The organism is Hyphomicrobium methylovorum (genome assembly GCF_013626205.1).
In the GTDB taxonomy this organism is placed as follows: domain Bacteria; phylum Pseudomonadota; class Alphaproteobacteria; order Rhizobiales; family Hyphomicrobiaceae; genus Hyphomicrobium_B; species Hyphomicrobium_B methylovorum.
This window is the reverse complement of sequence record NZ_QHJE01000001.1, coordinates 1106314-1131826: the sequence shown is the minus strand read 5'-3', so window position 1 is coordinate 1131826 and position 25513 is coordinate 1106314. Positions and strand designations below refer to the sequence as shown.

Sequence of the window (25513 nt, the reverse complement as noted above, 5' to 3'; positions counted from 1 at the left end):
GGATCAGCTGATGCGTCAATGCTCGCCTTCACCTCAGCACGCCGCGATTATCAAACAACGTCCTCGATCGGCGGATGGGCCGTCGGACGAGCCGACGGCCTGAGTTTCTCGCGTATGGCTTGGAAAGTGACGTAGAGAGAGGGAATTGCGAATATTCCGACAAACGACGCGAGGATCATTCCACCGAATACCGGTGTTCCGACATTCCGTCGTGCAAGTTCGGATGCGCCGACCGCAACGACGAGCGGCAGAAGTCCGAGGATGAAAGCGAAAGACGTCATCATCACCGGGCGGAAGCGCAAGCGGCTTCCCTCGGTTGCGGCTTCGTGAAGTGCAACGCCCCGCTCGCGTTGTTCTTTTGCGAATTCGACGATGAGGATGCCGTTCTTAGCAGCAAGACCTATCAGAACGATCATTCCGATCTGGCCATAGAGGTCTAGCGTCAAGCCGCCGAGCGCGATGGCGATGAAAGCGCCGAACACGCCGACGCTGACTGACAGGAGCACGGGAACAGGGATGGTCCAGCTCTCGTAAAGAGCGACAAGAAACAAGTAGGCGAAGAGCAAAGCAAACCCGAGGATGAGAGCTGTTTTTCCCTCGGCCCGCTTTTCTTGAAATGCGGTGTCCGTCCATTCGCCCGCGTAGCCGTCCGGCAATATACGAGCAGCAACCGCCTCCATCGCGTTCAATGCCTGTCCCGAAGATACACCTGCAGCGGGCGATCCCTGAATCGTCACCGCGCGGAGATTATTATAGCGAATGATGGAAGGCGGACCGACGACGGTGCGGACCTCCACCAGGCTTCGCATTGGAATCATCTGCCCTTTGTCGTTGCGCACGTTGATCCGGTAGAGATCATCGATCGTCGTACGATCCGTTGCGTCCGCTTGAACCTGGACCTGCCAGGTGCGGCCATACAAGTTCATGTTGTTGACGAAGTATCCGCCGAGCGAAGCTTGCAACGCCTGGAACACGTCGTTGAGCCGAACGCCAAGAATTTGTGCTTTGTCGCGATCGATATCGAGATAGAGGGAAGGGTTCGTCGCCGTGAAGGTGCTGAACACTCGGTCCAGTTTCGGATCGTCGTTTGCGGCAACGAGCAACCCGCGCAAGACCTGAGCCAAAGCTTTGGGATCTCCGCCACGGAGGTCTTGAAGGACATATGCGAACCCGCCGCCGGAACCGAGCCCGATGATCGGAGGCGGCGCCAACGGCACCACCGTGCCGCCCTGGATTGCACGGAACTTGGGACCAAGACGCTCGATCAATGCGCGCACGCCAAGCGAGCGGTCCTTACGTTCGGCGAACGGCTTCAACGTCACAACCATGAATGCGGCGTTCGATTGCGAATAGTTATCGATGAAATTGAGGCCGATGACTGAAGTGACGTCTTGAACGGCGGCTTCGTCCTTGAGGATGGCTTCCGTCTTGCCGACAACGTCGATCGTGCGGCCGACCGATGCGCCGCCTGGAAGCTGCGCAAGCACGAACAATGCGCCTTGATCGTCCTCAGGCAGGAATCCGGTGGGCGTTACCTTGGCCAGTCCGTAGACGCCGGCGAGGGAGATGGCGACAAGACCTAGGCCGATCAGCGAAATACGCAACAGGCGCGCGACGGCAGCACCATAAGCGTCCCGAACATGATCGATGGCGCGCATAACCGCGCCGATTGGCCCCCGACGGGGTCCATGATGTGGCTTCAGGAGGATGCCGCACAAAGCTGGTGAAAGGGTGAGGGCGTTGATCGCCGAGAGAAACATGGACACGGCAATCGTCACGGCGAACTGACGAAAAAGTTCGCCCGAAATGCCGGGAATGAAAGCAACTGGCACGAAGACAGAGAGCAGAACCAACGTTATCGCGATGATCGGCGCCGTAATCTCCTCCATGGCGCGTTTCGTGGCATCGCCCGGCGATAGCTCCGGATGTTCCTCCATGACGCGCTCGACGTTCTCGACCACGACAATGGCGTCGTCCACGACGATACCGATCGCTAGCACGATTGCCAGGAGCGAAACGGTGTTCGCCGAATATCCAATGGCGAGCAGCACGATAAATGTCCCGATCAAGCTGACCGGCACCGCAAGCGTTGGAATCAGCGTCGCGCGAACGCTGCCGAGAAAGAGGTAGACGACGAGCACCACCAGAATGAAAGCCTCGATGAGCGTCTTTTGGACCTCATGGATGGTATCCTTCACGAACTGTGTCGGGTCGTAAGTAACTTTCCACGCCATGTCCTCGGGAAATCGCTTCTCGGCGACTTCGATTTTATCGCGCACCGCTTTCAGCGTCGTGATGGCGTTGGCTCCGGGCGACTGATAAATCGCGACAACCGCGGCAGGGCCGCCGTTGAAGAGGGTATCGCGATCGAGATTTGCCGGACCGAGTTCGAGGCGTGCCACGTCGCCCAACCGCAAAACCGAGCCATCGGAATTGGTCCGTAGAACGATCTTCTCAAAATCGGCTACGGTATTGAGGCGGCCCTTCGTCTGAATGTTGAGCTGTAATTGCTGGTCGTTCGATATAGGCCGCGCGCCGATGCGGCCCACCGCAGCCTGGACGTTCTGAGCCTGGATCGCATTGATGACGTCGCCCGTCGTCAAGCCCAAGCCTGTCAAGCGATCGGTTTTGACCCAAGCCCGCATGGCGTAGTCTTGCGGTCCCCAGAGCACCGCATCACCAACGCCCGGCGTACTCTTGATTTGATCAAGAAGATTGATCGTCACGTAGTTGGAAAGAAAGAGCGGGTCGTATGTATGCTTCGGCGAGTAAAGCGCGACCACGCCGAGAAGGGCGGAGGACTTCTTTTTGACGGACACGCCCTGTCGCTGAACCTCTGGCGGCAGGCTCGAGAGCGCCACTTGCACTCGATTGTTGACGTTGACGGTATTGATGTCGGGGTTGGTGCCGAGTTCGAATGAGCAAATGAGCGTATAGCTGCCATCGTCCCCGCTGACGCTCTTCATGTAGATCATTTTGTCGATGCCGACGACTTGCGCCTCGATCGGTTGTGCAATCGAGGTGTCGACGACTGACGAACTCGCGCCTGGATACGTTGTCGTCACTTGCACTTGCGGCGGCACGATATCGGGATACTGCGCGAACGGGATCGCATAAAGCGCCAGCATGCCGGCTATCGTCGTGACGATTGCGATGACGATGGCTAGTCTCGGGCGATCGACGAATATAGCCGACAGCATCCCTCAACTCCGATTTTGAAGCTGAGGAACTGGGTTCGCGATGACGGCGCTTCCCGGACGGACGCTCTGCAGGCCGTCGACGATGACCTGTTCGCCCCCACTCAAGCCGCTGTCGACTACGACGTCGGTGCCGCCGCTCTCACCACCGGTTTTTATCCGTCGGATTGCAGCTTTTCCGTCATCGACGACGAAGACGTAAGTTCCTTGCTGGTCGGCGATGAGCGCCGACTGGGGGATGATGACATTCTCTACCGGTTTGCCGGCCTCAATCGATACATGCACGAATTGCCCGTCGACGAGCGCGCCATCGGGATTTGGAAAGGAGGCGCGAGCAAGCACGGTATCGGTCCCGCGATTGACGGTCACGTCCACGAAATTGACGGTGCCAGGCAGGTCATACTTGCTGAGATCGGCGAAACTCAAACTCGCTTTCAGCTGCGTGACGTCGAGGTGCTGCTTTGCCTGCTGCAGCCGCAGAAATTCGCGTTGGCTCACGGGAAAAGTAACGTACATGGGATCTTGGCTGACGATGACCGTCAACGGCCCGGTCTCCGGCCCAACGACGTTGCCTTTGGTGACGTTGGTCCGGCCGATCTTGCCGGTCACTGGAGCAACGATATCGGTGTATCCCAGATTGATCTTCGCCGTGTCGAGGTTGGCCTGATCGATAAGGATCGTTCCCTTGGCTTGGTCATCGGCGGCACGAGCTTGATCGCGCGCTGCGGCCGATCCGACATTCTTCGTATATAAATCTTCGGCGCGTTGAAGCTGGACTTCACTTAGGACTTTAGCGGCCTTGCTGCGATCCAACGCGCCTCCTGCTTCTCCCACGGCTGCCTGAAATAATCCGCGTTCGATTTTGTAAAGCGATGCGCCGGCCTGGACCACGTCTCCTTCTTTGAAATCGACAGACTCCAAATACCCTGTAACGCGAGCCCGGATCTCCACCCGGTTGACGGCTTCGACGCGTCCTACGAAATCCATCGATTTCGCGATCGGCTTGCGGGCGGCGGTTACGACGCCGACTGAAACTCGGTCCGTGGTGCCATTCTGTTGGGCGTAGGACGACGATGTAGCCATCAGCAAAAACGCGAGGGCTATGCCTATCTGAGGGCGCATCTCGTATTCCTCACTCGCATACCGGATGCATCTGAGCGATCGACGAAACGAAAAGTGTCTGCAAGGAAGTCTTAGAAGATCAGCGCTGCGATTTTCACTGCAGAGTGCGTTTTGCTTGTGCGCTGCTAACGACCAAGAACGTCCAACCGCCGTGGAAATGCATTTGTAGTGTAGCCTGCGCTCCAACACCACGAGCGCCTGACTATAGCCGTAGCCGAGCCGCACGCGACGTCGAGAACCAAAGGCAAGGCGCCAAAAGGAAGGCCCGCCGCCCGCGTGATATATCTCACCTTATAATCCCGTGCGAGAAAATATCGTAAGGGACACGTTTCTAGAACCAAGCAGCATATGGGAGCCGTGCCGGGCGGCATGAGAATTTACTAAATGGATGACGGCGATGCGTGGTAACGCATTCATTTGACTGGTGCAGGCCGACGGGCCGGACGACGGCTCGGATCTCTATTGTCGTTACGCCATGCGCATCGCAATGCAGCGCAGAAACTGCAGCCGCCCGCAGCAATGACAGGTTGATTTGAGCTTGTCGTGCCTAGTGCGGTTCCGGAATAAATTTTGATGCGCATGTTTCATGCTTCGGCGCTGTCGAGACATTCCTCTTCGGAAGTTTGATCTTCTCGCGCTTGATTTCGGTGTAAGGAATCCGACTAAGAAAGTGTTCGATGATGTTTAGGCGCGCTTTTCGTTTGTCATCGGATCGCGCCACATACCACGGGGCCCAAGGCGTATCCGTCGCCGAGAACATTTTATCTCGAGCGTCGGTATACTCATCCCAGCGAGTGTAAGACTTCAAATCCATTTTTGAGAGCTTCCAAATCTTTCGTCCGTCGTCGATCCGCGCCTCAAGACGTCGCGTTTGTTCGTCGGGGCTTACTTCCAACCAGTACTTGAGCAGAATGATTCCTGAATCGATGATCGCCTTCTCTACGTCCGGGACGATTCGCAAAAAGCGTTCCGCCTGCTTTTCGCTGCAAAATTCCATCACGCGCTCGACGCCCGCCCGATTATACCAACTGCGATCGAAGATGACGATTTCACCGCCCGCCGGCAGGTGCGGAAGATACCTCTGAATATACATTTGGGATTTTTCGCGTTCAGTCGGAACAGGAAGTGCGACGACGCGAAAATTTCGAGGGCTTACTCTCGCGGTGATAGCTTTGATAGCTCCACCTTTGCCCGCTCCGTCGCGCCCTTCAAACAAAATGCAGATTTTCTTCCCTTCGCTCTGAACCCATTCCTGCAGCTTCACGAGTTCGACGTGAAGGCGCTTGAGTTCGCGCTCGTATTCTTTGCGTTTCAGTTTGCCTTTGGGTCGAGAGACATCTTCGGGATGCGTTTCATCGCTCGCATTCTTTTCCATCATCTGCCTCCGCCAAACCGTATTGTTCGAACGCGCTGTTTCTCACAATGCTCCTGCGTTTCATCGGCGGCAACAGGATCCAGACCTCGTAAATCAACTCGGATAGCAGCAAAATAATTGAGCATTCGCCAATAGAGTCTCGAATAAAATTAACTCAGTCGGCAGCCGTGAACCTATTCAACCGAAATGAAATTTGCGCTCTCGACGTTCAATCAATCTACGACGTAGACGAACTGATTTAAGCACCAATGCGCATACCTAAACACGCAAAAAGCGATGTCACGATAGAGTTCTTGATTTCGGACGCGACGGGCATATGCTAACTCGTGTTGATATGAAGGCGTGTATTCTTTCGGGTAGCCGCCATGTCAGACTCCCCAGATCCGGCAATACACAATACAGGTTTTTCGTGGCCTTTTGGGCTGATGCAGGATGCGTGGAGTTATTCAATTGACGCTTGGCAGCGGGGCATTCTTTTTCTCGACGTCCTGGAACAAAGGAGTTCCGGGTATTACGAACACGCAGCAAAACGCGCACCGCATGTTCTCAAGTTTGGCTGCGAACTCGTGCTCGACGGACGCGAGTTCAAGAGGCCGGTAAATTACGCTCTAGTTCGCATTGTTCCGCCTGAGGGGCAAAGTCCCGACAAGTTCAAACGACCTTTTGTAATTGTCGACCCGAGGGCAGGTCATGGGCCTGGTATCGGCGGTTTTAAGCGACAAAGTGAGATCGGCGTGGCGATGAAGGCGGGCCATCCGTGTTACTTCATCGGGTTCCTCCCCGATCCCGTCCCAAGCCAGACCGTCGAGGACATATGCGAAGCAGAAGCCCTATTTCTTGAGCACGTGATCAGTTTGCATAGGGAGGCCGACGGCAAACCTGCGGTGATCGGAAACTGTCAAGCGGGCTGGGCTGTTATGATGCTTGCAGCGGCGCGGCCGGAACTCTTCGGTCCGATTATCGTCGCGGGATCGCCGCTGTCCTATTGGGCCGGAACGCCGAAACAAAACCCGATGCGATACACTGCGGGCATCCTTGGCGGCACTTGGATGACCGCACTTCTCGGCGATGTTGGAAACGGCAAGTTCGACGGAGCCTGGCTGGTTTCGAACTTCGAAAATCTCAATCCTGCGAATACCTTTTGGTCTAAACACTACAATCTCTATTCCAAAATCGACACGGAAGCTCCGAGGTATTTGGAGTTTGAGCAATGGTGGGGCGGCCACGTGCTGCTCAATGCCTGCGAAATGCAGTTCATCGCCGACGAATTATTCGTTGGAAATAAGCTTTCGTCCGCGTACGTCCGGTCGTCGAGCGGTAGCCGCATAGATCTTCGCAATATCCGTTCGCCTATCGTGGTCTTCTGTTCGAAAGCGGACAACATTACGCCGCCGCCACAGGCGTTGGACTGGATTCTCGATCTCTATGGCAGCGTTGATGATATTCGTGCCCATGGGCAAACGATCGTTTACGCGCTGCATGAGTCGATCGGCCATCTCGGGATTTTCGTTTCGGGGTCGGTTGCGAAAAAGGAGCACGATCAGTTCGCGAGCAACATAGATTTGATCGATGCTTTGCCGCCCGGTCTATACGAAGCGGTCATGACGCCCAAGGACCCCGATGATCCAACGGCCAATCTCATATTGGGCGACTATCTTGTCCGTTTCGAAACGCGCAGCCTAGACGACATTCGCGCTCTCGGCTGCAACAGCGCTGAAGATGACCGCAAGTTTGCGACCGTCGCGCGTCTTTCCGAAATCAATCTTGGTCTCTATCGCACATTCGTGCAGCCTTGGGTCCGAAGCTGGGCGAATGAAAGTTCCGCGGAACTGATGCGCCGGCTTCATCCTTTGCGCATGCAGTTTGAATTCTTCTCAGACGCCAACCCTTTTCTCCGGCCGTTTGCGTCGGACGTTAGCCGCCTTTGTGAAAACCGCCGGCCCGTTTCAAAAGATAATGTTTTTTGGCAGATGCAGGAATGGTTCAGCGACTGGATGGTCATGACGCTCGACGCCGGTCGGACGGCTCGCGACGATGCAGCAGAAGCGTGGTTTCACGCAATCTATGGGTCACCATTTCTTCAGGCGCTCGTAGGTCTCAGGGCGTCCGACGAAATTCCTCGTCGCAGAGTGGGAGATGATCCGGCGCATCAAGCACTCGTTGAGCACAAAATTGCCGAATTGAAGCAACGGATCGGCGCAGGCGGTCCGCGAGAAGCCGTCATTCGGGCATTGCTCTATATCAGAATGCCGGATGGCGAGGTGGATGCGCGAGGCTTCAACCTTCTTCGCAGAATGCGAGATGAAACAGGCAAAGGCTTGAATCTCTCTGAGTTCAAGCAAGTTTTGCGCGAGCAGTTTCTAATGCTGATTCTCGATGAGCGTCGGGCGATTGCCGCCATTCCAGAAATGCTTGCGACCAATCCAGACCTTGCGGCGCGAATGAAAGGCAAGCTCGACCGAATGATCGAGCTGGTCGGAGTTCACAGCAAACTTGCGCGTGCACGTTTGGCGGAAATCGAAGCCCTGTTTGAAAACGAAGACATGGCGTCGTTGCCCGCCAAGCAAGCAGCCATATCGCAAGCACGCAATGGAAGAATTGCAAAGCCGCATTGAGGTACGGAACGCTTCGTCGCCTTCAGACAAACGGAGATAGCGATGCCCAACCTTCTTCGCCCCCAAGATCTTAGGATGATTAGCTCCGACGCAGAAATGGCCGAGGTCGATCGCGAGCGTAAACTCGCCGCTACGAAGAAGCAGCAGGACCGGGCCCTTCACGAGGCTTTCATGTCCCGCAAGGTGGCGCCCGAAGCAGTCGAACGGATAAATAACGCGGTCCGCATCGCCGCGCAAAACGGTCATCACCATCTCGAAGTGATCACTTTTCCTTCGAGTTACTGCAGCGACGGAGGACGGCGGATCAACATCGCCGACACCGAATGGCCGACGACGCTGACGGGTTTCGCGAAAGATGCGTACGATTTCTACGACAAGGAATTGCGTCCGCTCGGCTACAAGCTCCGCGCCGAAATCGTCAATTTCCCAGGCGGCATGCCCGGAGAGGTTTCCCTATCGTTGGCATGGTGACTGTAAAAAGGTTCTGACGGAGAGGCGCAATGGCTGATGCAACCGTCTCGAAAATTCACCGGCACGAGAAATACGAAAAACTAATCGCTATAGCGCAGCAATTAGAGCCGCTTGAAACAGCGGTCGCCCAGCCGTGTGATGAGGCTTCGCTGCGTGGGGCCATTGAAGCGAGCGACGCGGGTTTGATCATCCCAATACTCGTTGGGCCAGCAACAAAGATCGTTGAAATTTCCAAGGCCATCAATATCGCCATCGATGGTCTCGAAATCGTTGACGTGCCGCACAGCCATGCCGCGGCAGCAAAAGCGGTCGAAATAATCCGCTCGGGCAAAGCCGAAATGCTGATGAAAGGCAGTCTCCATTCCGATGAGCTGCTCGGCGCCGTAACGAGTCGGGAGACTGGCCTTCGCACCGGCCGGCGCATCAGCCACGTGTTCGTGATGGACGTTCCCACGCATTCGCAAACGTTATTCGTGACGGATGCGGCGGTTAACATCGCGCCGGATCTGATGGCGAAGCGCGATATCGTCCAGAACGCAATCGACCTCTACACGGCCCTCGGTCTTGGCAAACCCAAGGTCGCTATTCTGTCGGCTGTCGAAACCGTCACTCCCTCTATCCCTTCAACACTTGATGCTGCCGCACTTTGTAAGATGGCGGATCGCGGTCAGATCACAGGCGGAGAACTTGATGGTCCGCTCGCATTCGATAACGCCATCAGCCTGCCGGCTGCCCGCATCAAGGGGATCAAGTCTTCGGTCGCGGGGCACGCGCAAATCCTCGTCGTACCGGATCTGGAGGCGGGTAACATGCTCGCAAAAAATCTTACATTTATTTCCAATGCCGACGCCGCGGGCATCGTACTCGGCGCTCGAGTGCCGATCATTCTGACTTCGCGAGCTGATAACGTCAGGACGCGTCTTGCTTCGTGCGCCGTCGCCAAATTGCTTGCCTACAGCAGGCGGGCGAACGCTCCGATCAGAGCTTGATCAATGTCCGATACCATCCTGGTGATCAACGCAGGCAGCTCGAGCATCAAGTTCCAGCTTTTCGCAATCAAGCCTGGAGACCAACTTGAGCGGCGGCTGAGAGGACAAATCGACGGAATCGGAACCCGGCCGCGCTTGCGGGCAACCGACACAAAGGGCGAATGCGTCGTCAATCAATCCTGGCCGATTAATGAAGTCGGCGAATTGCATCAGGCACTCGATAAGCTGGTGGTGTTTCTCCGTGAGTATGTCGGACGGCTGCCGGTCGCGATCGGACACAGGGTGGTCCACGGAGGACCTGAATTCGTAGATCCCACACCGATCAACTCATGGGTAATCGACCAGCTTCAACGTTTCATACCGCTTGCACCCCTCCATCAGCCGAACAATCTCGCGCCGATAAGGATCGTGCTTGAACGGCAACCGCACCTCTTGCAGGTCGCCTGCTTCGACACCGCTTTTCATCGACATCATTCGGAGATCGTCGACCGCTACGCGATTCCAGATCATTTCTACCGAGAGGGCGTGCGCCGCTACGGGTTCCACGGACTGTCGTATGAATATATTGCATCGCGGCTTCGCGACGTGGCGCCAGCAATCGCAAACAGTCGAATAGTGGTTGCGCATCTCGGAAGCGGGGCGTCGATGTGCGCCTTACATGCGGGAAAAAGCATTGAAAGCAGCATGGGCTTTACGGCTTTGGACGGTCTGCCGATGGGCACGCGTCCTGGTCAGATCGACGCCGGCGTCGTGCTCTACCTGCTGAAAGAACAAGCGATGAGCGTGACGGATATCGAACATTTCCTGTATCACGATTGCGGCCTCAAGGGCCTGTCCGGCGTTAGCAACGACGTTCGGGACTTACTTTCGAGCAGCGATCCGCGAGCGAAAATGGCGCTCGATTACTTCGCGTATCGCATTGCACTTTTTGGAGGGATGCTTGCAACCGCGCTCGGCGGCCTCGATGCCTTTGTCTTCACGGCCGGCATTGGAGAAAACGCGCCGCCGGTGCGCCAAGCCGTGGCCGACCGCATGTCGTGCTTTGGCATCGAATTGTCGAAAACCGCTAACGCAAAAAATGATCTTTGCATTTCCAGCGAGGGCTCGCCCGTCAAGTGTTACGTCGTGCCGACCGACGAAGAATTGATGATAGCGCGGCACACGCTGCAGGTCTTGCAGAAACATGAAATGCCCGAGGAGCGACGGGCATGATCGATGTTTCTTCGCTGAACCTACTCAAAGGCAAAAAGGCTCTCGTCACCGGAATTGCGAACGATCAATCCATCGCGTGGGGTTGCGCAAAGGCATTTCACGCGTTCGGTGCAGACCTCGCGATTACCTATCTCAACGACAAAGCCAAACGGCACATCGAACCTTTGGCGCAGAACGTCAGCGCGCCAATCTTCCTGCCCCTCGATCTTCAGCACGAAGGGCAGCTTGAAAACGTATTCGAAAAAATCGAGAAGACTTGGGGAAAGCTTGATATCTGCCTGCACTCCATTGCGTTCGCGCCGAAAGACGACCTGCAGGGACGCGTCGTCGATTGCTCGAAAGACGGGTTTCTTCGCGCAATGGAGATTTCTTGCTGGTCGTTTATTCGCATGGCCAAGCTCGCCGAACCGCTCATGACATCCGGCGGGGCATTATTCACGATGACGTACTATGGCTCCCAGATGGTCGTGGAACATTACAACATGATGGGTCCGGTGAAGGCCGCCCTCGAGTCGGCAACGAGGTACCTCGCCGCGGAACTCGGGCCGAAAGGCATCCGCGTTCACGCCATATCTCCCGGACCGCTAAAAACCCGCGCGGCCTCGGGAATTACGGAGTTCGATAAACTCCTTCAAAAGGCGCAATCAAAAGCGCCAAGCAGAAGTCTGGTCTCGATCGATGACGTCGGCATTGCCGTTGCGTTCCTGGGCATGGACGGAGCAAAGCTGATCACCGGGGAGACCCTTTATATCGACGGCGGCTACCACATCATCGATTAGTATTTTCATATCATCTGCCGCTTGTTACGGCGTATACGCACTATCGTTGACGAACGCGGGCCGTGCACGCCATTCGAGCCGTCTCGCGGGGTAGCAGTCACGCTTTGCGCCGAGTTTTACTCGATTGTCTCCGCCAACGAAGGCTCAATTAATTGCCGACGGAATTACGGTTCGGGCAAATTAACTTATCGGTGGCGCGCCAATAGCATTCATTATGGACGGGGAATTACGCCGGGATTATACTCGGTCCTAATAAACCTACGGGGCATACGACGCGAAAATTCAGATTTCAGTCTGAGGTTGCGTGCCATGAGAAAATTATTTGTTTGTTCCGTCATTGCAATATTTTCGGCTTTTATTGGATTGACCACACTCGCTTCTGATGCGGACGCGAGACGCGGTGGAGGGTTTGGCGGCGGCGGTTTCCGTGGCGGCGGCTTTCACGGTGTCAACCGCGGATCGTTCCACCGGATGAACAGCCCGCGTAACTTCAATCGCGCGGGCAGAGGTTATCGCCATCCCGTCGCCCGACGTAACGTCAATAGAAACATTGCGCGCAGAAATGTGCGTAGAAACGTCGTGCGCAGGAATGTCCGGAATAACTGGGTCGTTGGGCGCCGTTACTATGGCGGCATCTATTACGGCCACGTTCGGCGGTTCTGGCGCGGCCGATGGTGGGCTTACGGCGTCGGCTCCTGCTGGCGACTTACGCCCGACGGTACTTACGTTTGGGTCTGCTACTAGCTGCGACGGATTTTGTAAGCACGGGGTTCGCGCAGGCAGAATAGGATTGTCAACAATTTCAATGAAGGAATGGCGCACCCGGCGGAGAATACTTCGAACAATCTGCTAGCCGCTCTGGAAGAGCTTGAAGCCGATTTAGCCCAGCATTCTCAACTGTTTGAGCCAGTACCGATTCTCTGAGTATAGCACAGTGCGGGAAATTTTTGGGCGGAAGATTTAAGCTGATTATCCGGCGAATGTTCGCCCGTAAATATCCTCGATGGAATCTGCTTCCTCATTCGTGAGTTGCTCGAATTCACGCTGCCGCGCTCTTTGTGAAAGCCTTCCGTTGTTTTGCTTCAGCATGCGGAACAACAGATCAATCGTCTGTTCCGGCATATCAATGATCCTCTCAACTCCGGCGCGGAATTCATCGTATTTGCGCAGATACTCAGCCTCAGCGGGCAGGTCTTCCTCAATCGTCTTTCTTACGCACTCAAACAAAAACTCAGCCTGCGGGGTTGCATCAAAGAAGCGGTAAAAATCGCCCGTATCATTCAAAACGCTGACATTGCCGCCCGGCGTCGGCTGCCACTGGATGACCGGCAATACGCGCGTGGAATAAGCCTCCAGCACCCGGCGATACTCATCAATGCTATTGAGAATTGCTGAGGAAACAGGAAAGACCAGTCCCGCAGGATTAAACCCCCTGCGCCCCAGAACGTGGTGGATGAGATAGCGGTGTATTCTGCCGTTGCCATCTTCAAACGGGTGAACAAACACGAACCCAAACGCAAGCGCCGCCGCCCCGATCACCGGGTCAAGATGCTCTGAAGCGCTGCGGTCAAACTCCGCCATCCCGCGCACAAGACTTTGCAGGTCTTCAGGCCGCGCGCTGATATGATCGGGCAGCGGCATGCGCGTGTCGCGATCATGCTCGCCAACAAACCCACCTTCATGACGAAGGCCCAGCCGCACAAACCGCGCATCGCCAATAACGATGGCCTGAAGCCTCAAAAGTTCGTCAAGATCGAGCGGCCTGCGGCCTGCCTCCCCAATCGCCCGCCCCCACCGCTGTATCCGGTCTTGAGGCGGATGCTCGCCTTCAATGACGTAACTTGATTTTGAATCCTTGAGCAACAAAAAGGCCGCCGTACGCGCCAGCAAATCGCGCGGAACATCGGCCACCACCGCCCGCGCCCGCTCGGCAAGGTTTAATGCAACGAACGCTTCCAGCTTTTCCGTTCTGAACACCAGAGGGCAAAACTCAGCCGTGCCGGGCAGGTTGTTTTTAACCCTGTGCCGCCGTGAATTCACAGCGGGAACATCCCACTGCAACTTGGGATCAAGCGCGGCCACATATGTGCCTGCGGCAGCATCCGGCAGGTCAAGCCGCGCCCCCGTCAGCCACTCATACAAAAACCAGATGCGGCGCGCATAACGCCCCGTCGGCTCGGCTCGCACCAGCCTTTCTATTTCCGCCGAACCCACGGCAAGGAACAGGCGCTTGAGCACCCCAAGATCAAGTCCCTCATGCTTGAGAGCGAATGTGAGGTGGCCTTCGAGGCTGGCATCCGGCGCATATCGCGGCCCGAATATCCGCCAGCCCTGCTGCTCCGTGCGGCGATGACGTGTGCCGATTGCAGAGAGGGTGGCCGGAACCGGAACGGCCAAGCCATACGCATCAATCAGCGCCGCATAGCCAACGGGTGTCGCAACCTCCGGCAGCCGCCGTTCATGAAAAACGGTTACGGGGCCTGAAAATCGGTTCTGCGGCGCTCTGGCCATGAAAAACGGTGCCCTCCTGTGAAAAACGATACAGGATGCATCCTATCATGAAAAATGATACAAAGTCATGAAAATTGGTACAAAAAATCGCTATGGCGTGATAATTGATACAACATGAGCCTTGCCCCACTTCCGGGCCGCACACCCAAGCATGCCGTCCCCCACAAATACTTGCCAGGTTCCCGGCTATTCTTCACCCTGAAGCTTATGGACGACAAACAACTGGAGCAATTTCTGCCTTATCTGGAGCACGCTACCGTATCTGAAGAGATGAAGATGCAAATACTGCGCGATCTCTGGAAAATTATGGAGAGCTTCGCAGATGAAGCCTGGGATATATGCCCACCCCCGGACAGGAAAAAGCCCGACAGGAGTTCGAACTAAAAATCAAGGCAACTCAGAGACTTGGTTTGGGCCTCAAACCAGGCCCTGATAATTATTATGAAAATAATGCAATAAAATCAATGATTTAACGTAAAAACTGAAAATGGCGCGCCATTATGGAAATAGTTCGAACGAATTGCTTGAACTATTCGAGTCTCTGAAAGACGACTTAGCTGAGTGTTCTCAACTGTTTGAGCCTTATCCGGAGCCTTGACGCACCGCGCGCCGGGAAAAAGAGCGGGAAGAAGATTCCCTCTCATCTTCGCGGCACGAGAGAAAAAGTATCAGATTAATTTGCATACTGTCAATTTCAGCTTTGCTCGCCTCATGATGTGTGTTGCCGGTCCATCAGCACGTGTTGCACAGACCGGCGGTAGCACTTAGTTCCGTATCTCCGGCAGCGGTTCAGGCCCGCATATGTGCCACTCTCACGGCACCACAAATCTTGCTTGCAGAGCATGCCCGTCGGCGAGAGTGCCCGATACGACCACTTTGGCGCCTGATGACGCAGATGCTTCAGCAGTCAGCTTGTTAGGCTCGCTTGGCGTCAAATCCACCTGTTGGGTTTTGCCGCCGTCTAGGATGATGGCTTTTAGCTTCGACCCTGCGGAGTCGATCGGAGCATCTTTCTCTCCAGTGAGATAAAATGTGAACTGCCCCTCGCCCGGAACAAACTCGATGTGATGCCCTTCGACATCGACGAGGGCACCCCCGTTTGGCCCTTTGGTCGCCTCGTGCGCCATAGCGTAGGGCGAAAGCGCAAGCATTAGCGCCGCCATCAAAGCTATCAGCGTGGATTTATGGAAGTCTTTGAACATAACTTTTCTCCTCTTGTCGTTAGTAGGCTTCAATCGTCTGGGTGTCCCCCGCCAGCGGACGGCTATCTCTGAGCCGCTGCAAAGGTCCCGCGCCGAATTTTCGGAACAGAATTGGTGTCAAAAGCGTGTCGAGCAGCGTCGCGCTGATAAGACCGCCGAAAATCGTCACCGCAACCGGATGCAGGATTTCCTTACCCGGCGCGTCAGCCCCGTAGAGCAGTGGGATCAGCGCCATTCCGGCCGAGAGTGCCGTCATGAGCACCGGGGTTAGGCGCTCCAGACTCCCGCGCACAATAAGCCGATCGCCGAAGCTCTCCCCTTCATAGAGAGCCAGATTGATATAGTGACTGATCTTCAAAATGCCGTTGCGCGCGCTGATCCCTGTCAAGGTGATAAAGCCGATCATCGAGGCGACGGAGAGCGGTTGATCAGCGATCCAAAGCGCGATCACGCTACCGATAAAGGCAAGCGGGATATTGCCCATGATGATCAGCGCGAGAGCCGCGGAGCGGTAACGGCTGTATAGAACAACGAAGATCGATGCGAGCGAGATCAGCGAAAGGCCGAGGATGAGCCGTGAGGCCTCCTCCTGCGCCAAGAAAGTTCCCTCCAAGCTCGTCGAATAGCCGCTGGGGAGCGGTGTCTGAGATACGACTTCGCGGATGCGGTTGATGATCTCCGCCATATCGGAGCCGTCCGTGTTGGCGAGCACGACTATTCGGCGGCGGCCGTTCTCTCTTGCGATCTGATTGGGACCTTCCGTCTCTTCAACGCTTGCAATGCGGTTGAGCGGAACGCGGCCTTTCGGCGTTTCGATCAGAAGCTCGCTCAGGCCCGTCGTGGTCCGGTCAGCCTCGGATAGGCGCATGACGACATCGAAACGCTTCGCGCCGTCGATGACAGTTGACACGGTCCGGCCGTTGGACAGGCTTTCCAGTGCCTCCGTGACGGAGGCCGGTGTCACACCAAACAACGCGGCCCGGTCGGGGTCGACGCGAATCTCAAGCTGCGGGATCAGCACCTGCTTTTCGGTTTGCAGATCGACCAAGCCGTCAATGCCGGAGAGCTTCGCGCGCAGCGTTTCGGCGAGGCTTCGCAGGGTGTCGAGATCGTCCCCGTAGATTTTGAGAGCGATCTCCGCTCGCACCCCGGAGAGCAAATGGTCCAGACGGTGCGAAATCGGCTGACCGACATTGATCGTCGCGGGAAGCACGGCGAGCTTGGCGCGGACATCGGCAAGGATGTTCTCACGCGTGCGATCAGACTTCTCCAGATCCACATCAATTTCGCTCGAATGTACCCCTTCCGCATGCTCATCAAGCTCGGCGCGCCCGGTCCGCCGTCCGGCGGTTTTGACTTCCGGCACCTCGGTCAAGAGTTTCTCGGCAATCAGGCCGATGCGGTGGCTCTCTTCGAGCGAGATGCCGGGATTGAAGGTCATGCTGATGGTGAGCGTGCCTTCGTTGAACGAGGGCAGAAACGCGCGGGGCAAAGCCGCCGCCATAACGCCGGCAACAAGCACGGCTGCGAGTGTTAGTGCGATGATGGCATTCGAACGCCGGAAGGCCCAATCGAGCAAGCGTTCATTGCCGCGCTTGAGCACCCGCACGAAGGCACCATCGTGATGATCGAGCTGCTTGGCGCGGCCCAGTAAATACGAGGCTAATACCGGCGTCACTGTTATCGAGACGAGAAGACTTGCGAGGATGGAAACGATGTAGGCGATGCCGAGCGGAGCAAAGAGGCGACCTTCTATGCCTGAGAGGGCAAAGAGCGGAATAAAGACAAGCACGATGATGAAGGTCGCGTAGACGATCCCGGATCGCACCTCGATGCTGGCATCCGCGACCACTTGAAGAAGCGGTCTAGGGTTTGCCTTTGCCCGGTTTTCTCTGAGCCGCCGAAAGATGTTCTCGACATCGACCACGGCGTCATCGACCAATTCACCGATGGCAATGGCCAAGCCGCCAAGCGTCATCGTGTTGATCGAAAGGCCGAAGGCCTTGAACACCAGAACCGTCACGAACAACGAGAGCGGGATCGCCGTCAAGGATATGAGCGTCGTCCGTACATTCAACAGAAACAGGAACAGAATGACCGCGACGACGATCGCTGCTTCGAAGAGCACGGTCTTGACGTTGGCGATCGAGGTCGAAATGAAATCCGCCTGCCGGAACAGAATTTGTTCAGCTTTGACACCATTGGTGAGGTTTCTACTAAGCTCGGCCAGAGCCTTTTCCACCTCGTTCGTCACCGTGATCGTGTCGGAGCCCGGCTGCTTCTGGATCGATATGATGACGGCCGGCGCGCCGTTGAATCCGGCATCGCCGCGCTTGACCTGTGCCGCATAGCCGACATCAGCCACCTGATGCAGAAAGACAGGCTGATCCTCTCGTGTCGTGATTACGACACTGCGTAGATCTTCGAGGTCTGTCGTACGACCTATGTTGCGGATCAGATATTCGCGTTCATGTTGATCGACGAACCCGCCGCCGGTATTGCCGCCAAAGGCGCGGATAGCGCGCTCGATGTCCTCTACACCAATGTTGAGCGATGCCAGCGCCGCAATGTTCGGCGTGACCCGGAATTGCCGGACCTCTCCCCCGATGGGAATCACTTGGCTGATCCCTGCAATCGAGAGCAGGCGCGGCCGGATGATGAAGTCTGCTGTTTCGCGTACGGTCATGGCATCGGCCTTGCCGTCACCCGTGACGGCGATCAGCATGATTTCGCCCATGATCGACGACACAGGTCCCATTTGCGGCGTAATGCCGGGCGGCAGCTGGGCGGCGATGCTTGCCAGTCTTTCCGCAACCTGCTGACGGTTGCGATAGATATCCGTGCCCCAGTCAAACTCAGCGTAGACGATCGACAGGCCGATGCCAGCCACGGAGCGGACGCGCGTCACGCCAGCAATTCCGTTGAGCGCCGTCTCGATAGGGTAACCGACGAGTTGCTCGACCTCGGGCGGAGCCAAGCCCTCCGCTTCCGTCATGATGGTCACAGTCGGTTTGTTGAGGTCGGGAAAAACATCGACCGGAAGCGTCCGAAGCGCGAAGCTGCCCCACACCACAAGCAATGCCCCTGCGGCCAGAACAATCAAACGGTTGTTTAGACTGGTCTTGATGAGGAAATTGAACATGGATGCCTCCTCACCGTACCTGATTGATGAGTTCGGCACCGCGAGTCACCACCCGCGTTCCAGCTTCGAGACCGCCCGTCACGCCAAGCCGCTCGGCATCGACCGGCGCGGTTTTAATCACGCGCTGCTCGAACCTCTCGGCTTCAACATGCGCCCACACAACCGACTGGCCATTGCCTGATCGCACCACGCTTGCACGCGGAAGCGTGATCGCTGAAACCGACTCGTTGATTGGCGCATGAACTGTGACCGGCTCCCCGACATTCAGCGCAGGGCCCTCTCCTTCAATCCGGAATCGCAGCGGAACCGCCTGCTGACGAAGCGCCGGCGAACGCCCGGCGAAACTCACGGCAACCTTTCGTCCATCGGCTGTCTGTGCGAGCGCCTGCGCACCGGATTGCTCAATACCTGCCGCCGTCGCAGCATCGAAGGCGAGGGCTTCGACCCACAGATTTTTCGGATCGACGATCTGGAACAGCAGTGTCTGCGCTTCGACCACTTGGCCTGCTGCCACGTTCGATTGCGCTAGAATGCCGTCAGCAGGCGAGCGCAGTTCCTCGCGCTCTTTCAGAACGGGTTTGATCGCCGCGCGCCGCTTGAGAAGAATATCGAGTTCGATCTTCGTATCGGCGATTTGGCTGGCGGGTACGGCCGCACCACTCAAGGGTTCAATACGTTTGAGCTTGGCTTCGAGAAGGGCGATTTGCTTATCGAGATCGCCTTGCGTCTGCGTGATGTCGCTCTGGTCAACGAGTTCGACACGCGGCACCAGATAACCGAGCAGATCGCCTTTCTTGATCGTGCTGCCGATTAGCGGAAACCCGTTCTCGGGCGGCTCGATGCGTCCAGCCAGCAAAGATTGAACAACACCGCTGCGGTTGGGATCGGGTATCACCTGACCGATGAGCCGCACCGTCTTCTGCACAGTTTCTGCCTTTGCGGCTTTCACTGTGGCAACACCAAGCAGCCGCTGCGTCGGCTTGGGCACGAACACCGCCCCATCTTCAAGCCGTCGCGATGTATCGGGCAAATCCAGCAACGCGACCGACGATTCTGGAAAGACGCGTGCACCGTTGGCCAGCACAACCGCCGCAAGCGCCACACTGCTAATTCCGCTCATGAAAGCTGCCGTCAGGAAGACGGCACGAAACGCAGACGGCCCTTTAAGGGCTAGCGACGCAAGCAGCAAAGCAAGTGCGACTGTTACCGCTGGTACCCAGATGGGGAGGTTCGCGAGCCCGGAATCGTGCGGCACGATATGATCCCAGATGGACTCGTGAGCTGCCGCCGCCGGAGGCGCGGCAGGAATATCGAGGCGACCGATCAGCAGGTCAGCCTTCTCACCAGCCGCAATCGAAAAAGTCAGATCATAGTGGCCCGGCGTTGTGACCCACGGGGCCTTGAACCGATAAATGCCGTTGGCTTCTACGGCGGAGATCGTCTCCCCGCCGCGAATCAACTCGATGGTCGCGCCTGCGATACTCTTGTTGGTCGCGTAGTCGTTGAGATAGACGTTGAGCACACCGCCGTCGCGACCGCTCGGGATGCCGACCAGCTCAAAATCCGTCGAGTGTGCATCGACACGCGGCCCGGAGGCCGAAGTCACGGCGGCTTCCTCGCCGCCGTGATCTTCACCGCCGTGGGCATATGCGCCTGAGGCAGAAAAGGCTATGACCGCAACGAACAGCACAGCCGCCAACGCCGTGATGGCACGCAGCCGGTGTTTAAGTAAGTCAATGCGCTTCATCATGGCCATAGCCTCGCTTTCGTCGTGACAGTTATTTCTGACGCTTGGCGAGCCAAGCCTTCATCATGGCAATCTCGCTTTCCTGCGCCTTTATGATTTCTTCGGCGAGCTTGCGGGTCTCTGCGTCCTTGCCGTACTTCAGAAGCACGTTTGCCATATCGATCGCGCCCTGATGGTGCGGGATCATGCCTGTCATGAAGTCGACATCGGCATCGCCCGAGAACTCGATGGCCATGGCCTTGTGCATTTTGGCGTTGATCGCCGCGAAGGCTGCCGCAGCCTCGCCTTTCGTGAGATCAGGCCCTTTCATGTCGTGCATGTCATGACCGGCGCCGGATTCTGCCATTTTCATGCAGCCCATACCGCCGGATTGCTCCATCCCCTTGCAGCAGCCGCCTTCGGCATTGGCGATGGTGGGCGCAAAGAGCAACGCAGCAGCGAGAAGAAAAATAGTCGGTTTCATCGTAAGTCCTTTCGTTAATAGGTGTTCATATCGAGAGTGCCGCATCCACGACGCTCCGCAGTTTTGCCTTGCGGGAGCGTGGTCGAACGACTGTTCTCAGCGACGGAGGTCGCCAAGCGTTCTCAAATGTGAGGGAGAGACCACGCGGGAACCGCTGAGTGCGGCCAGCGCGTCACCAAGGCTCTGTCGAGAGCGGTTATCAGGCCTTCGGAGGGCGATCGAGACCGAAGACAACGTCAGGATAGACCCACCCCAGACGTGCCAAGTGATAGCGCATATGATCGCGATAATCCGGGGCCCAGTGCATGGACTCCGGCATCATCGATGCACAGCAGTGTCCACCGGTGCCGCACATGGATGCGCCTTGGCAGCCGCAGGTGCCGGGCGTGCAAGGCGCGTTCTCAGGACGTTGTGTCCCTATCGCTAATGGATCTCCCGGATGAGCCATATCGGCGCGAGCGCCGCCCAAGGTCGCGAAGAGCGGTATAACATCGCTTGATTTCTGAACAACCGTCGTGGGCGTGGTTGTCGAAATCACGGAAGCAGGCATTGCTACGGAGGCGGGCTGCGCGTGTGAGTGTCCGGCGTGCGCAAAGGCGCTCGCAGTGGTCCCGACAAACAGGGCAACCACAACGATCAATCCTTCAAGTACACGCCTTACATTCACATTGCGACCTTTCTATTGGTAACAATTATAACTCTGACTTCCACCGCGTAAAAGCGCCCCGGCCCTTTATCGATCCGACCGCGCCAATACTTCCATCAACTCAGCAACTTTCTTGCGTTGTTCAGCGGCGTTTCCGCTGGCTATCGCATGCTCCACGCAGTGACCGACATGGTCCTTCAGGACGGCTTCCTCCACCTTTCGCAAGGCGGCGCGAACGGCGGAAATCTGCGTGATAATGTCGATGCAATAGCGCTTTTCATCAACCATGCGCGCAATGCCGCGCACCTGACCCTCGATCTTGGTCAAACGTTTCAGACAGAAATCGCTCGTCGTTTTCTCCATACTTGACTTATACCCCTACCGGGTGTAGGTGTCAAGTAGACATACCCCCGGGGGGTGTAGATTTGTGAGGCCGTGATGACATCAAAAACACAAGAACCCGCAGGGCATAAAGCATCCTGCTGCGCCCATAAGCATAGTGGCCACCACGACCACGATCACGGCCAGTCCCCAGCCTCGGCAAACGAAGTCCGCGACCCGGTCTGCGGCATGACTGTTGACCCCCATACGGCAAAGCACCGCTCACTCCATGAGGGGCACCCGTTTTACTTTTGCTCCGTTGGCTGCAAGACAAAGTTCGACGACAACCCGGCGAAGTATCTCAAAGACCGCGCACCGCCGCCGGTCATCGAAGGCGCGATCTATACCTGCCCGATGCATCCTGAAATTCGCCAGCCGGGTCCGGGCTTCTGCCCGATCTGCGGCATGGCGCTCGAACCGGAAACGGTGAGTGCGGATACGGGACCAAATCCCGAACTGGCCGACATGATGCGGCGGTTCTGGATCGGACTGGCGCTGACGCTCCCGGTCTTCGCCCTCGAAATGGGCGGACATCTGACCGGGCTCAATCATTGGATCGGCCAGACGGTCTCCAATTGGGTGCAATTCGCGCTCGCAACGCCCGTCGTCTTATGGGCCGGCTGGCCGTTCTTCGAGCGCGGCTGGGCATCCGTGAAATCACGCAACCTCAACATGTTCACGCTCATCGCCATGGGCACAGGCGTGGCATGGCTCTACAGCGTTGTTGCAACGGCTCTCCCGCATGTGTTTCCGGCATCGATGCGCGTGAGCGACGGTGCGGTGCCCGTCTATTTCGAGGCCGCTGCCGTCATCACCGTTCTCGTGCTTTTGGGGCAGGTTCTTGAATTGAGAGCGCGCGAAAACACGAGTGGTGCCATCCGCGCACTGCTCGATCTCTCGCCCAAGTCCGCACGTCGACTGAGTGCCGACGGCACCGAAGCGGATGTTGGGCTCGATGATGTGCAAGCAGGCGATCGCCTGCGTGTGCGACCCGGTGAGCGCGTGCCCGTCGATGGCGAGATCATAGAAGGGCGAAGCTCAATCGACGAATCGATGGTCACCGGAGAATCGATGCCGTTGACCAAATCGACCGGCGATCAGGTGATCGGCGGTACGATCAATCAATCGGGCGCGTTCATCATGCGTGCCGACAAGGTCGGCCGCGACACCATGCTTGCCCAGATCGTACAAATGGTGGCGCAGGCGCAGCGAAGCCGCGCGCCGATCCAAAAGCTAGCCGATCAGGTCTCAGGATGGTTCGTACCTGCTGTGATCGCGGTCGCGTTACTGGCATTCGCAATCTGGGGATTGCTCGGCCCGGAACCGCGCTTCACTTACGGCCTCATCGCCGCCGTCTCCGTTCTCATCATTGCGTGTCCCTGTGCGCTTGGCTTGGCCACACCGATGTCGATCATGGTCGGCGTGGGGCGCGGCGCTCAGTCCGGCGTGCTGATCAAGAACGCCGAAGCGCTGGAACGCATGGAAAAGGTCGATACTCTCGTCATTGATAAGACCGGGACGCTGACCGAAGGACGGCCGAGCGTCGTTGCGATCCATACCGCATCGGGCATCGAAGAAGCCGAGCTTCTGCGCTTAGCCGCGAGTCTCGAAGTGGCGAGCGAGCATCCTCTGGCCGCAGCAATCGTCCGCTCGGCTAATGAACGCGGCCTAAAGCTCTCCGCCGTCTCGGAATTCGACTCGCCGATCGGCAAGGGCGTGACGGGGATTGTCGATGGACAGCGTCTCGTGATCGGCAACGCCCGGATCATGGAGCAAGCGCAGATCGATACGCAGGCTTTTGACGAGCCTGCCGATCAGCTCCGCAAGGACGGCTCAACAGCGATCTTTGTCGGGTCTGATGACAAGGTTATCGGTATTCTCGCGATCGCCGATCCGGTAAAGCCCACGACCCCGGAAGCGGTTGCAGCGCTGAAAGGGGCTGGTATCAAGGTCATCATGCTGACGGGTGATAACGCGACTACGGCCAAGGCCGTTGCCGCGAAGCTCGGCATTGAGGAGGTCGAAGCCGAAGTTCTGCCCGAGGATAAGGGCAAAATCGTCGAGCGTCTGCGGCACGCGGGACGCATCGTTGCCATGGCCGGCGATGGCATCAATGATGCCCCTGCGCTCGCTGCGGCCGATGTCGGCATCGCGATGGGAACAGGCACCGATGTCGCGATGGAAAGTGCGGGCGTGACGTTGCTCAAAGGCGATCTCAACGGCATCGTCAAAGCCCGGCATCTTTCGGCGGCGGCCATGACCAATATCCGGCAGAACTTGTTTTTCGCGTTTATCTATAACGCGGCGGGTGTGCCGGTCGCCGCAGGCATTTTGTATCCCGCTTTCGGATTGCTGCTCTCGCCAGTGATCGCCGCAGCCGCCATGGCATTGTCTTCGGTGAGCGTCATTGCCAATGCCCTGCGGCTTCGCAGCGCGCAAATCTAGGCAATCTAAATGCATGAGCCTATCGGCGCGCCGATAGGCTCTTTTTGGAACCTTTTCGATCGACAGCTCGTTTATTTTTCTAGCTTGTCTTTGGGTCCGTGCGATCCGGCGGCACCAAACCCAGTTGGAAAATCGTGATGTCCTACGCCCGCTTCGCCGCGATGATCGCGGCTTCCACCGTGATCATGTTCGGTCTCATGTATCTCAACACTTATGCGCTCGATCACGCCACGTTCAGCCAGACCAGATCATGGATGGCACTGCTGATGGGGGCCACCATGGCGGTCGTAATGATGGGGTTCATGTGGTCGATGTATAAGAACAAGACCGTGAACGCCGCGATTATCGGTGCGAGCGTCGTGGTGTTCGCGGCCTCGCTCTGGCTGGTCCGCAGCCAAGAGACCGTTGATGATGTCAGTTACATGAGCGCGATGATCCCGCACCACTCGATCGCGATCATGACCAGTGAGCGCGCGCATATTCGCGATCCGCGCGTCCGGAAACTCGCCGATGAGATTATCAAAGCCCAGGTGCGCGAAATAAACGAGATGAAGGCTTTGATTGCCGATCTCGAAGCAAAGCCGGTGCGCGAGGGCGCGAAGGATTTGCCACCCGTATCGCAAACGCGCTTGGAGCCCGGTCGGTAGTCCGAAAATATAAACGGTGTGGCCGTTCGAACTAATTTCATTATTAAAATCAATGTATTGGCTGAGGCATCCAGACGGGTCTAATTAGATTTCCCATAAAACCACAATAAAATCAATATGTTAAATGACTTGGAAATCGTGGCGCGCCCGGACGGGTCCAGTTCGCACCAATTGCTTGAGTTGCTCGAAGCTCTGAACGACGACTTAGCTGAGTATTCTCAACTGTTTGAGCCTCATCCCGAACCTTGATGCTTCCTGAGCCGGGAAAAAAGAGTGGGAGGAAGATTCCTTCTCGATCCACGGCACGAGAAAACGGTATCAGATCGGTTTGTACACTGTCAATTTCGGCAACGTCCGAATTTTGGTCACGCTTTGTCAGCACCTTCGATTCCAACGAGGGGGAGTAGCTCGCAATGCGCAAACCTTTAATCGGCCTTTTGTTGATGTCGGCTCACTTGCTCGCAGCCTGTGCGGACGAGCGGCATAATGAATTCAAGACGTGTATGCAGTCCGATGGGTCAACCACAGGCGACCAGCATAAGGGCTATAAGGCGGGTTGCGGGCCCTAG

At 56.8% G+C, this 25513-nt stretch carries 18 protein-coding genes; 9 read left to right on the top strand and 9 right to left on the bottom strand.

The genetic code is table 11. The features are described from left to right. Window positions 1-50: 50 nt before the first annotated feature. From DLM45_RS05595 to ppk2, 3 genes are all read right to left on the bottom strand, one after another. On the bottom strand, window positions 51-3200 hold the full coding sequence (locus tag DLM45_RS05595; protein WP_181336203.1) for an efflux RND transporter permease subunit: 3150 nt from the start codon (window positions 3198-3200) through the stop codon (window positions 51-53). 3 nt (window positions 3201-3203) lie between these two features. Then, on the bottom strand, window positions 3204-4319 hold the full coding sequence (locus tag DLM45_RS05590; RefSeq protein ID WP_181336202.1) for an efflux RND transporter periplasmic adaptor subunit: 1116 nt from the start codon (window positions 4317-4319) through the stop codon (window positions 3204-3206). Window positions 4320-4866: 547 nt separating this feature from the next. After that, window positions 4867-5694, bottom strand: coding sequence for a polyphosphate kinase 2 (ppk2, locus tag DLM45_RS05585; RefSeq protein WP_210269804.1), 828 nt, complete (start codon window positions 5692-5694; stop codon window positions 4867-4869). A 365-nt stretch (window positions 5695-6059) separates the two neighbouring features. On the opposite strand from ppk2, the gene DLM45_RS05580 reads away from it, so the two are divergent. The 6 genes from DLM45_RS05580 to DLM45_RS05555 all read left to right on the top strand — a co-directional run bounded on the left by DLM45_RS05580 (window position 6060) and on the right by DLM45_RS05555 (window position 12504). Beyond that, a complete protein-coding gene (locus DLM45_RS05580) occupies window positions 6060-8309 on the top strand; it encodes a DUF3141 domain-containing protein (protein WP_181336200.1) in 2250 nt (749 codons plus the stop codon). A gap of 75 nt (window positions 8310-8384) precedes the next feature. Beyond that, a complete protein-coding gene (locus DLM45_RS05575; RefSeq protein ID WP_246317167.1) occupies window positions 8385-8780 on the top strand; it encodes a hypothetical protein in 396 nt (131 codons plus the stop codon). A gap of 29 nt (window positions 8781-8809) precedes the next feature. Further along, window positions 8810-9769 (top strand): phosphate acetyltransferase, encoded by a 960-nt coding sequence (locus DLM45_RS05570; RefSeq protein ID WP_181336198.1) that lies wholly within the window; start codon window positions 8810-8812, stop codon window positions 9767-9769. Between the two features lie 3 nt (window positions 9770-9772). Beyond that, entirely contained in the window at window positions 9773-10981 is a 1209-nt protein-coding gene (locus tag DLM45_RS05565) for an acetate/propionate family kinase (protein WP_181336197.1), read from the top strand. After that, window positions 10978-11760 carry an enoyl-ACP reductase FabI gene (gene fabI / locus DLM45_RS05560; RefSeq protein ID WP_181336196.1) on the top strand — a complete coding sequence of 261 codons (783 nt, stop codon included), beginning with the start codon at window positions 10978-10980 and terminating at the stop codon, window positions 11758-11760. Before DLM45_RS05565 ends, fabI begins: the two co-directional genes overlap by 4 nt. 579 nt (window positions 11761-12339) lie before the next feature. Then, window positions 12340-12504: a hypothetical protein gene (locus tag DLM45_RS05555; RefSeq protein ID WP_181336195.1), complete on the top strand. Its 165-nt coding sequence runs from the start codon at window positions 12340-12342 to the stop codon at window positions 12502-12504. A 225-nt stretch (window positions 12505-12729) separates the two neighbouring features. Here the strand turns inward: DLM45_RS05555 and DLM45_RS05550 are convergent, their stop codons facing one another. Continuing rightward, the gene (locus DLM45_RS05550; protein ID WP_181336194.1) at window positions 12730-14271 is read right to left on the bottom strand and encodes a Fic family protein; all 1542 of its coding nucleotides are present in this window, start codon (window positions 14269-14271) and stop codon (window positions 12730-12732) included. Between the two features lie 114 nt (window positions 14272-14385). On the opposite strand from DLM45_RS05550, the gene DLM45_RS05545 reads away from it, so the two are divergent. Continuing rightward, complete coding sequence (locus DLM45_RS05545; RefSeq protein ID WP_181336193.1) at window positions 14386-14655, top strand: hypothetical protein; 270 nt, start codon at window positions 14386-14388, stop codon at window positions 14653-14655. A gap of 428 nt (window positions 14656-15083) precedes the next feature. On the opposite strand, the gene DLM45_RS05540 is transcribed toward DLM45_RS05545, so the two are convergent. From DLM45_RS05540 to DLM45_RS05520, 5 genes are all read right to left on the bottom strand, one after another. Continuing rightward, window positions 15084-15473, bottom strand: a complete 390-nt coding sequence (locus tag DLM45_RS05540; protein WP_181336192.1) for a hypothetical protein — start codon at window positions 15471-15473, stop codon at window positions 15084-15086. A 19-nt stretch (window positions 15474-15492) separates the two neighbouring features. Continuing rightward, window positions 15493-18615 carry an efflux RND transporter permease subunit gene (locus tag DLM45_RS05535; protein ID WP_181336191.1) on the bottom strand — a complete coding sequence of 1041 codons (3123 nt, stop codon included), beginning with the start codon at window positions 18613-18615 and terminating at the stop codon, window positions 15493-15495. A 10-nt stretch (window positions 18616-18625) separates the two neighbouring features. Continuing rightward, on the bottom strand, window positions 18626-20365 hold the full coding sequence (locus DLM45_RS05530; protein ID WP_181336190.1) for an efflux RND transporter periplasmic adaptor subunit: 1740 nt from the start codon (window positions 20363-20365) through the stop codon (window positions 18626-18628). Between the two features lie 28 nt (window positions 20366-20393). Further along, complete coding sequence (copM, locus tag DLM45_RS05525) at window positions 20394-20741, bottom strand: CopM family metallochaperone (RefSeq protein ID WP_425485229.1); 348 nt, start codon at window positions 20739-20741, stop codon at window positions 20394-20396. 817 nt (window positions 20742-21558) lie between these two features. After that, window positions 21559-21834 carry a metal-sensitive transcriptional regulator gene (locus tag DLM45_RS05520; RefSeq protein ID WP_181336188.1) on the bottom strand — a complete coding sequence of 92 codons (276 nt, stop codon included), beginning with the start codon at window positions 21832-21834 and terminating at the stop codon, window positions 21559-21561. A 75-nt stretch (window positions 21835-21909) separates the two neighbouring features. Here DLM45_RS05520 and DLM45_RS05515 point away from each other — a divergent pair, with 75 nt between their 5' ends. Continuing rightward, complete coding sequence (locus DLM45_RS05515) at window positions 21910-24297, top strand: heavy metal translocating P-type ATPase (RefSeq protein WP_181336187.1); 2388 nt, start codon at window positions 21910-21912, stop codon at window positions 24295-24297. Between the two features lie 137 nt (window positions 24298-24434). Continuing rightward, window positions 24435-24944, top strand: coding sequence for a DUF305 domain-containing protein (locus DLM45_RS05510; RefSeq protein WP_181336186.1), 510 nt, complete (start codon window positions 24435-24437; stop codon window positions 24942-24944). Window positions 24945-25513: the final 569 nt, after the last annotated feature.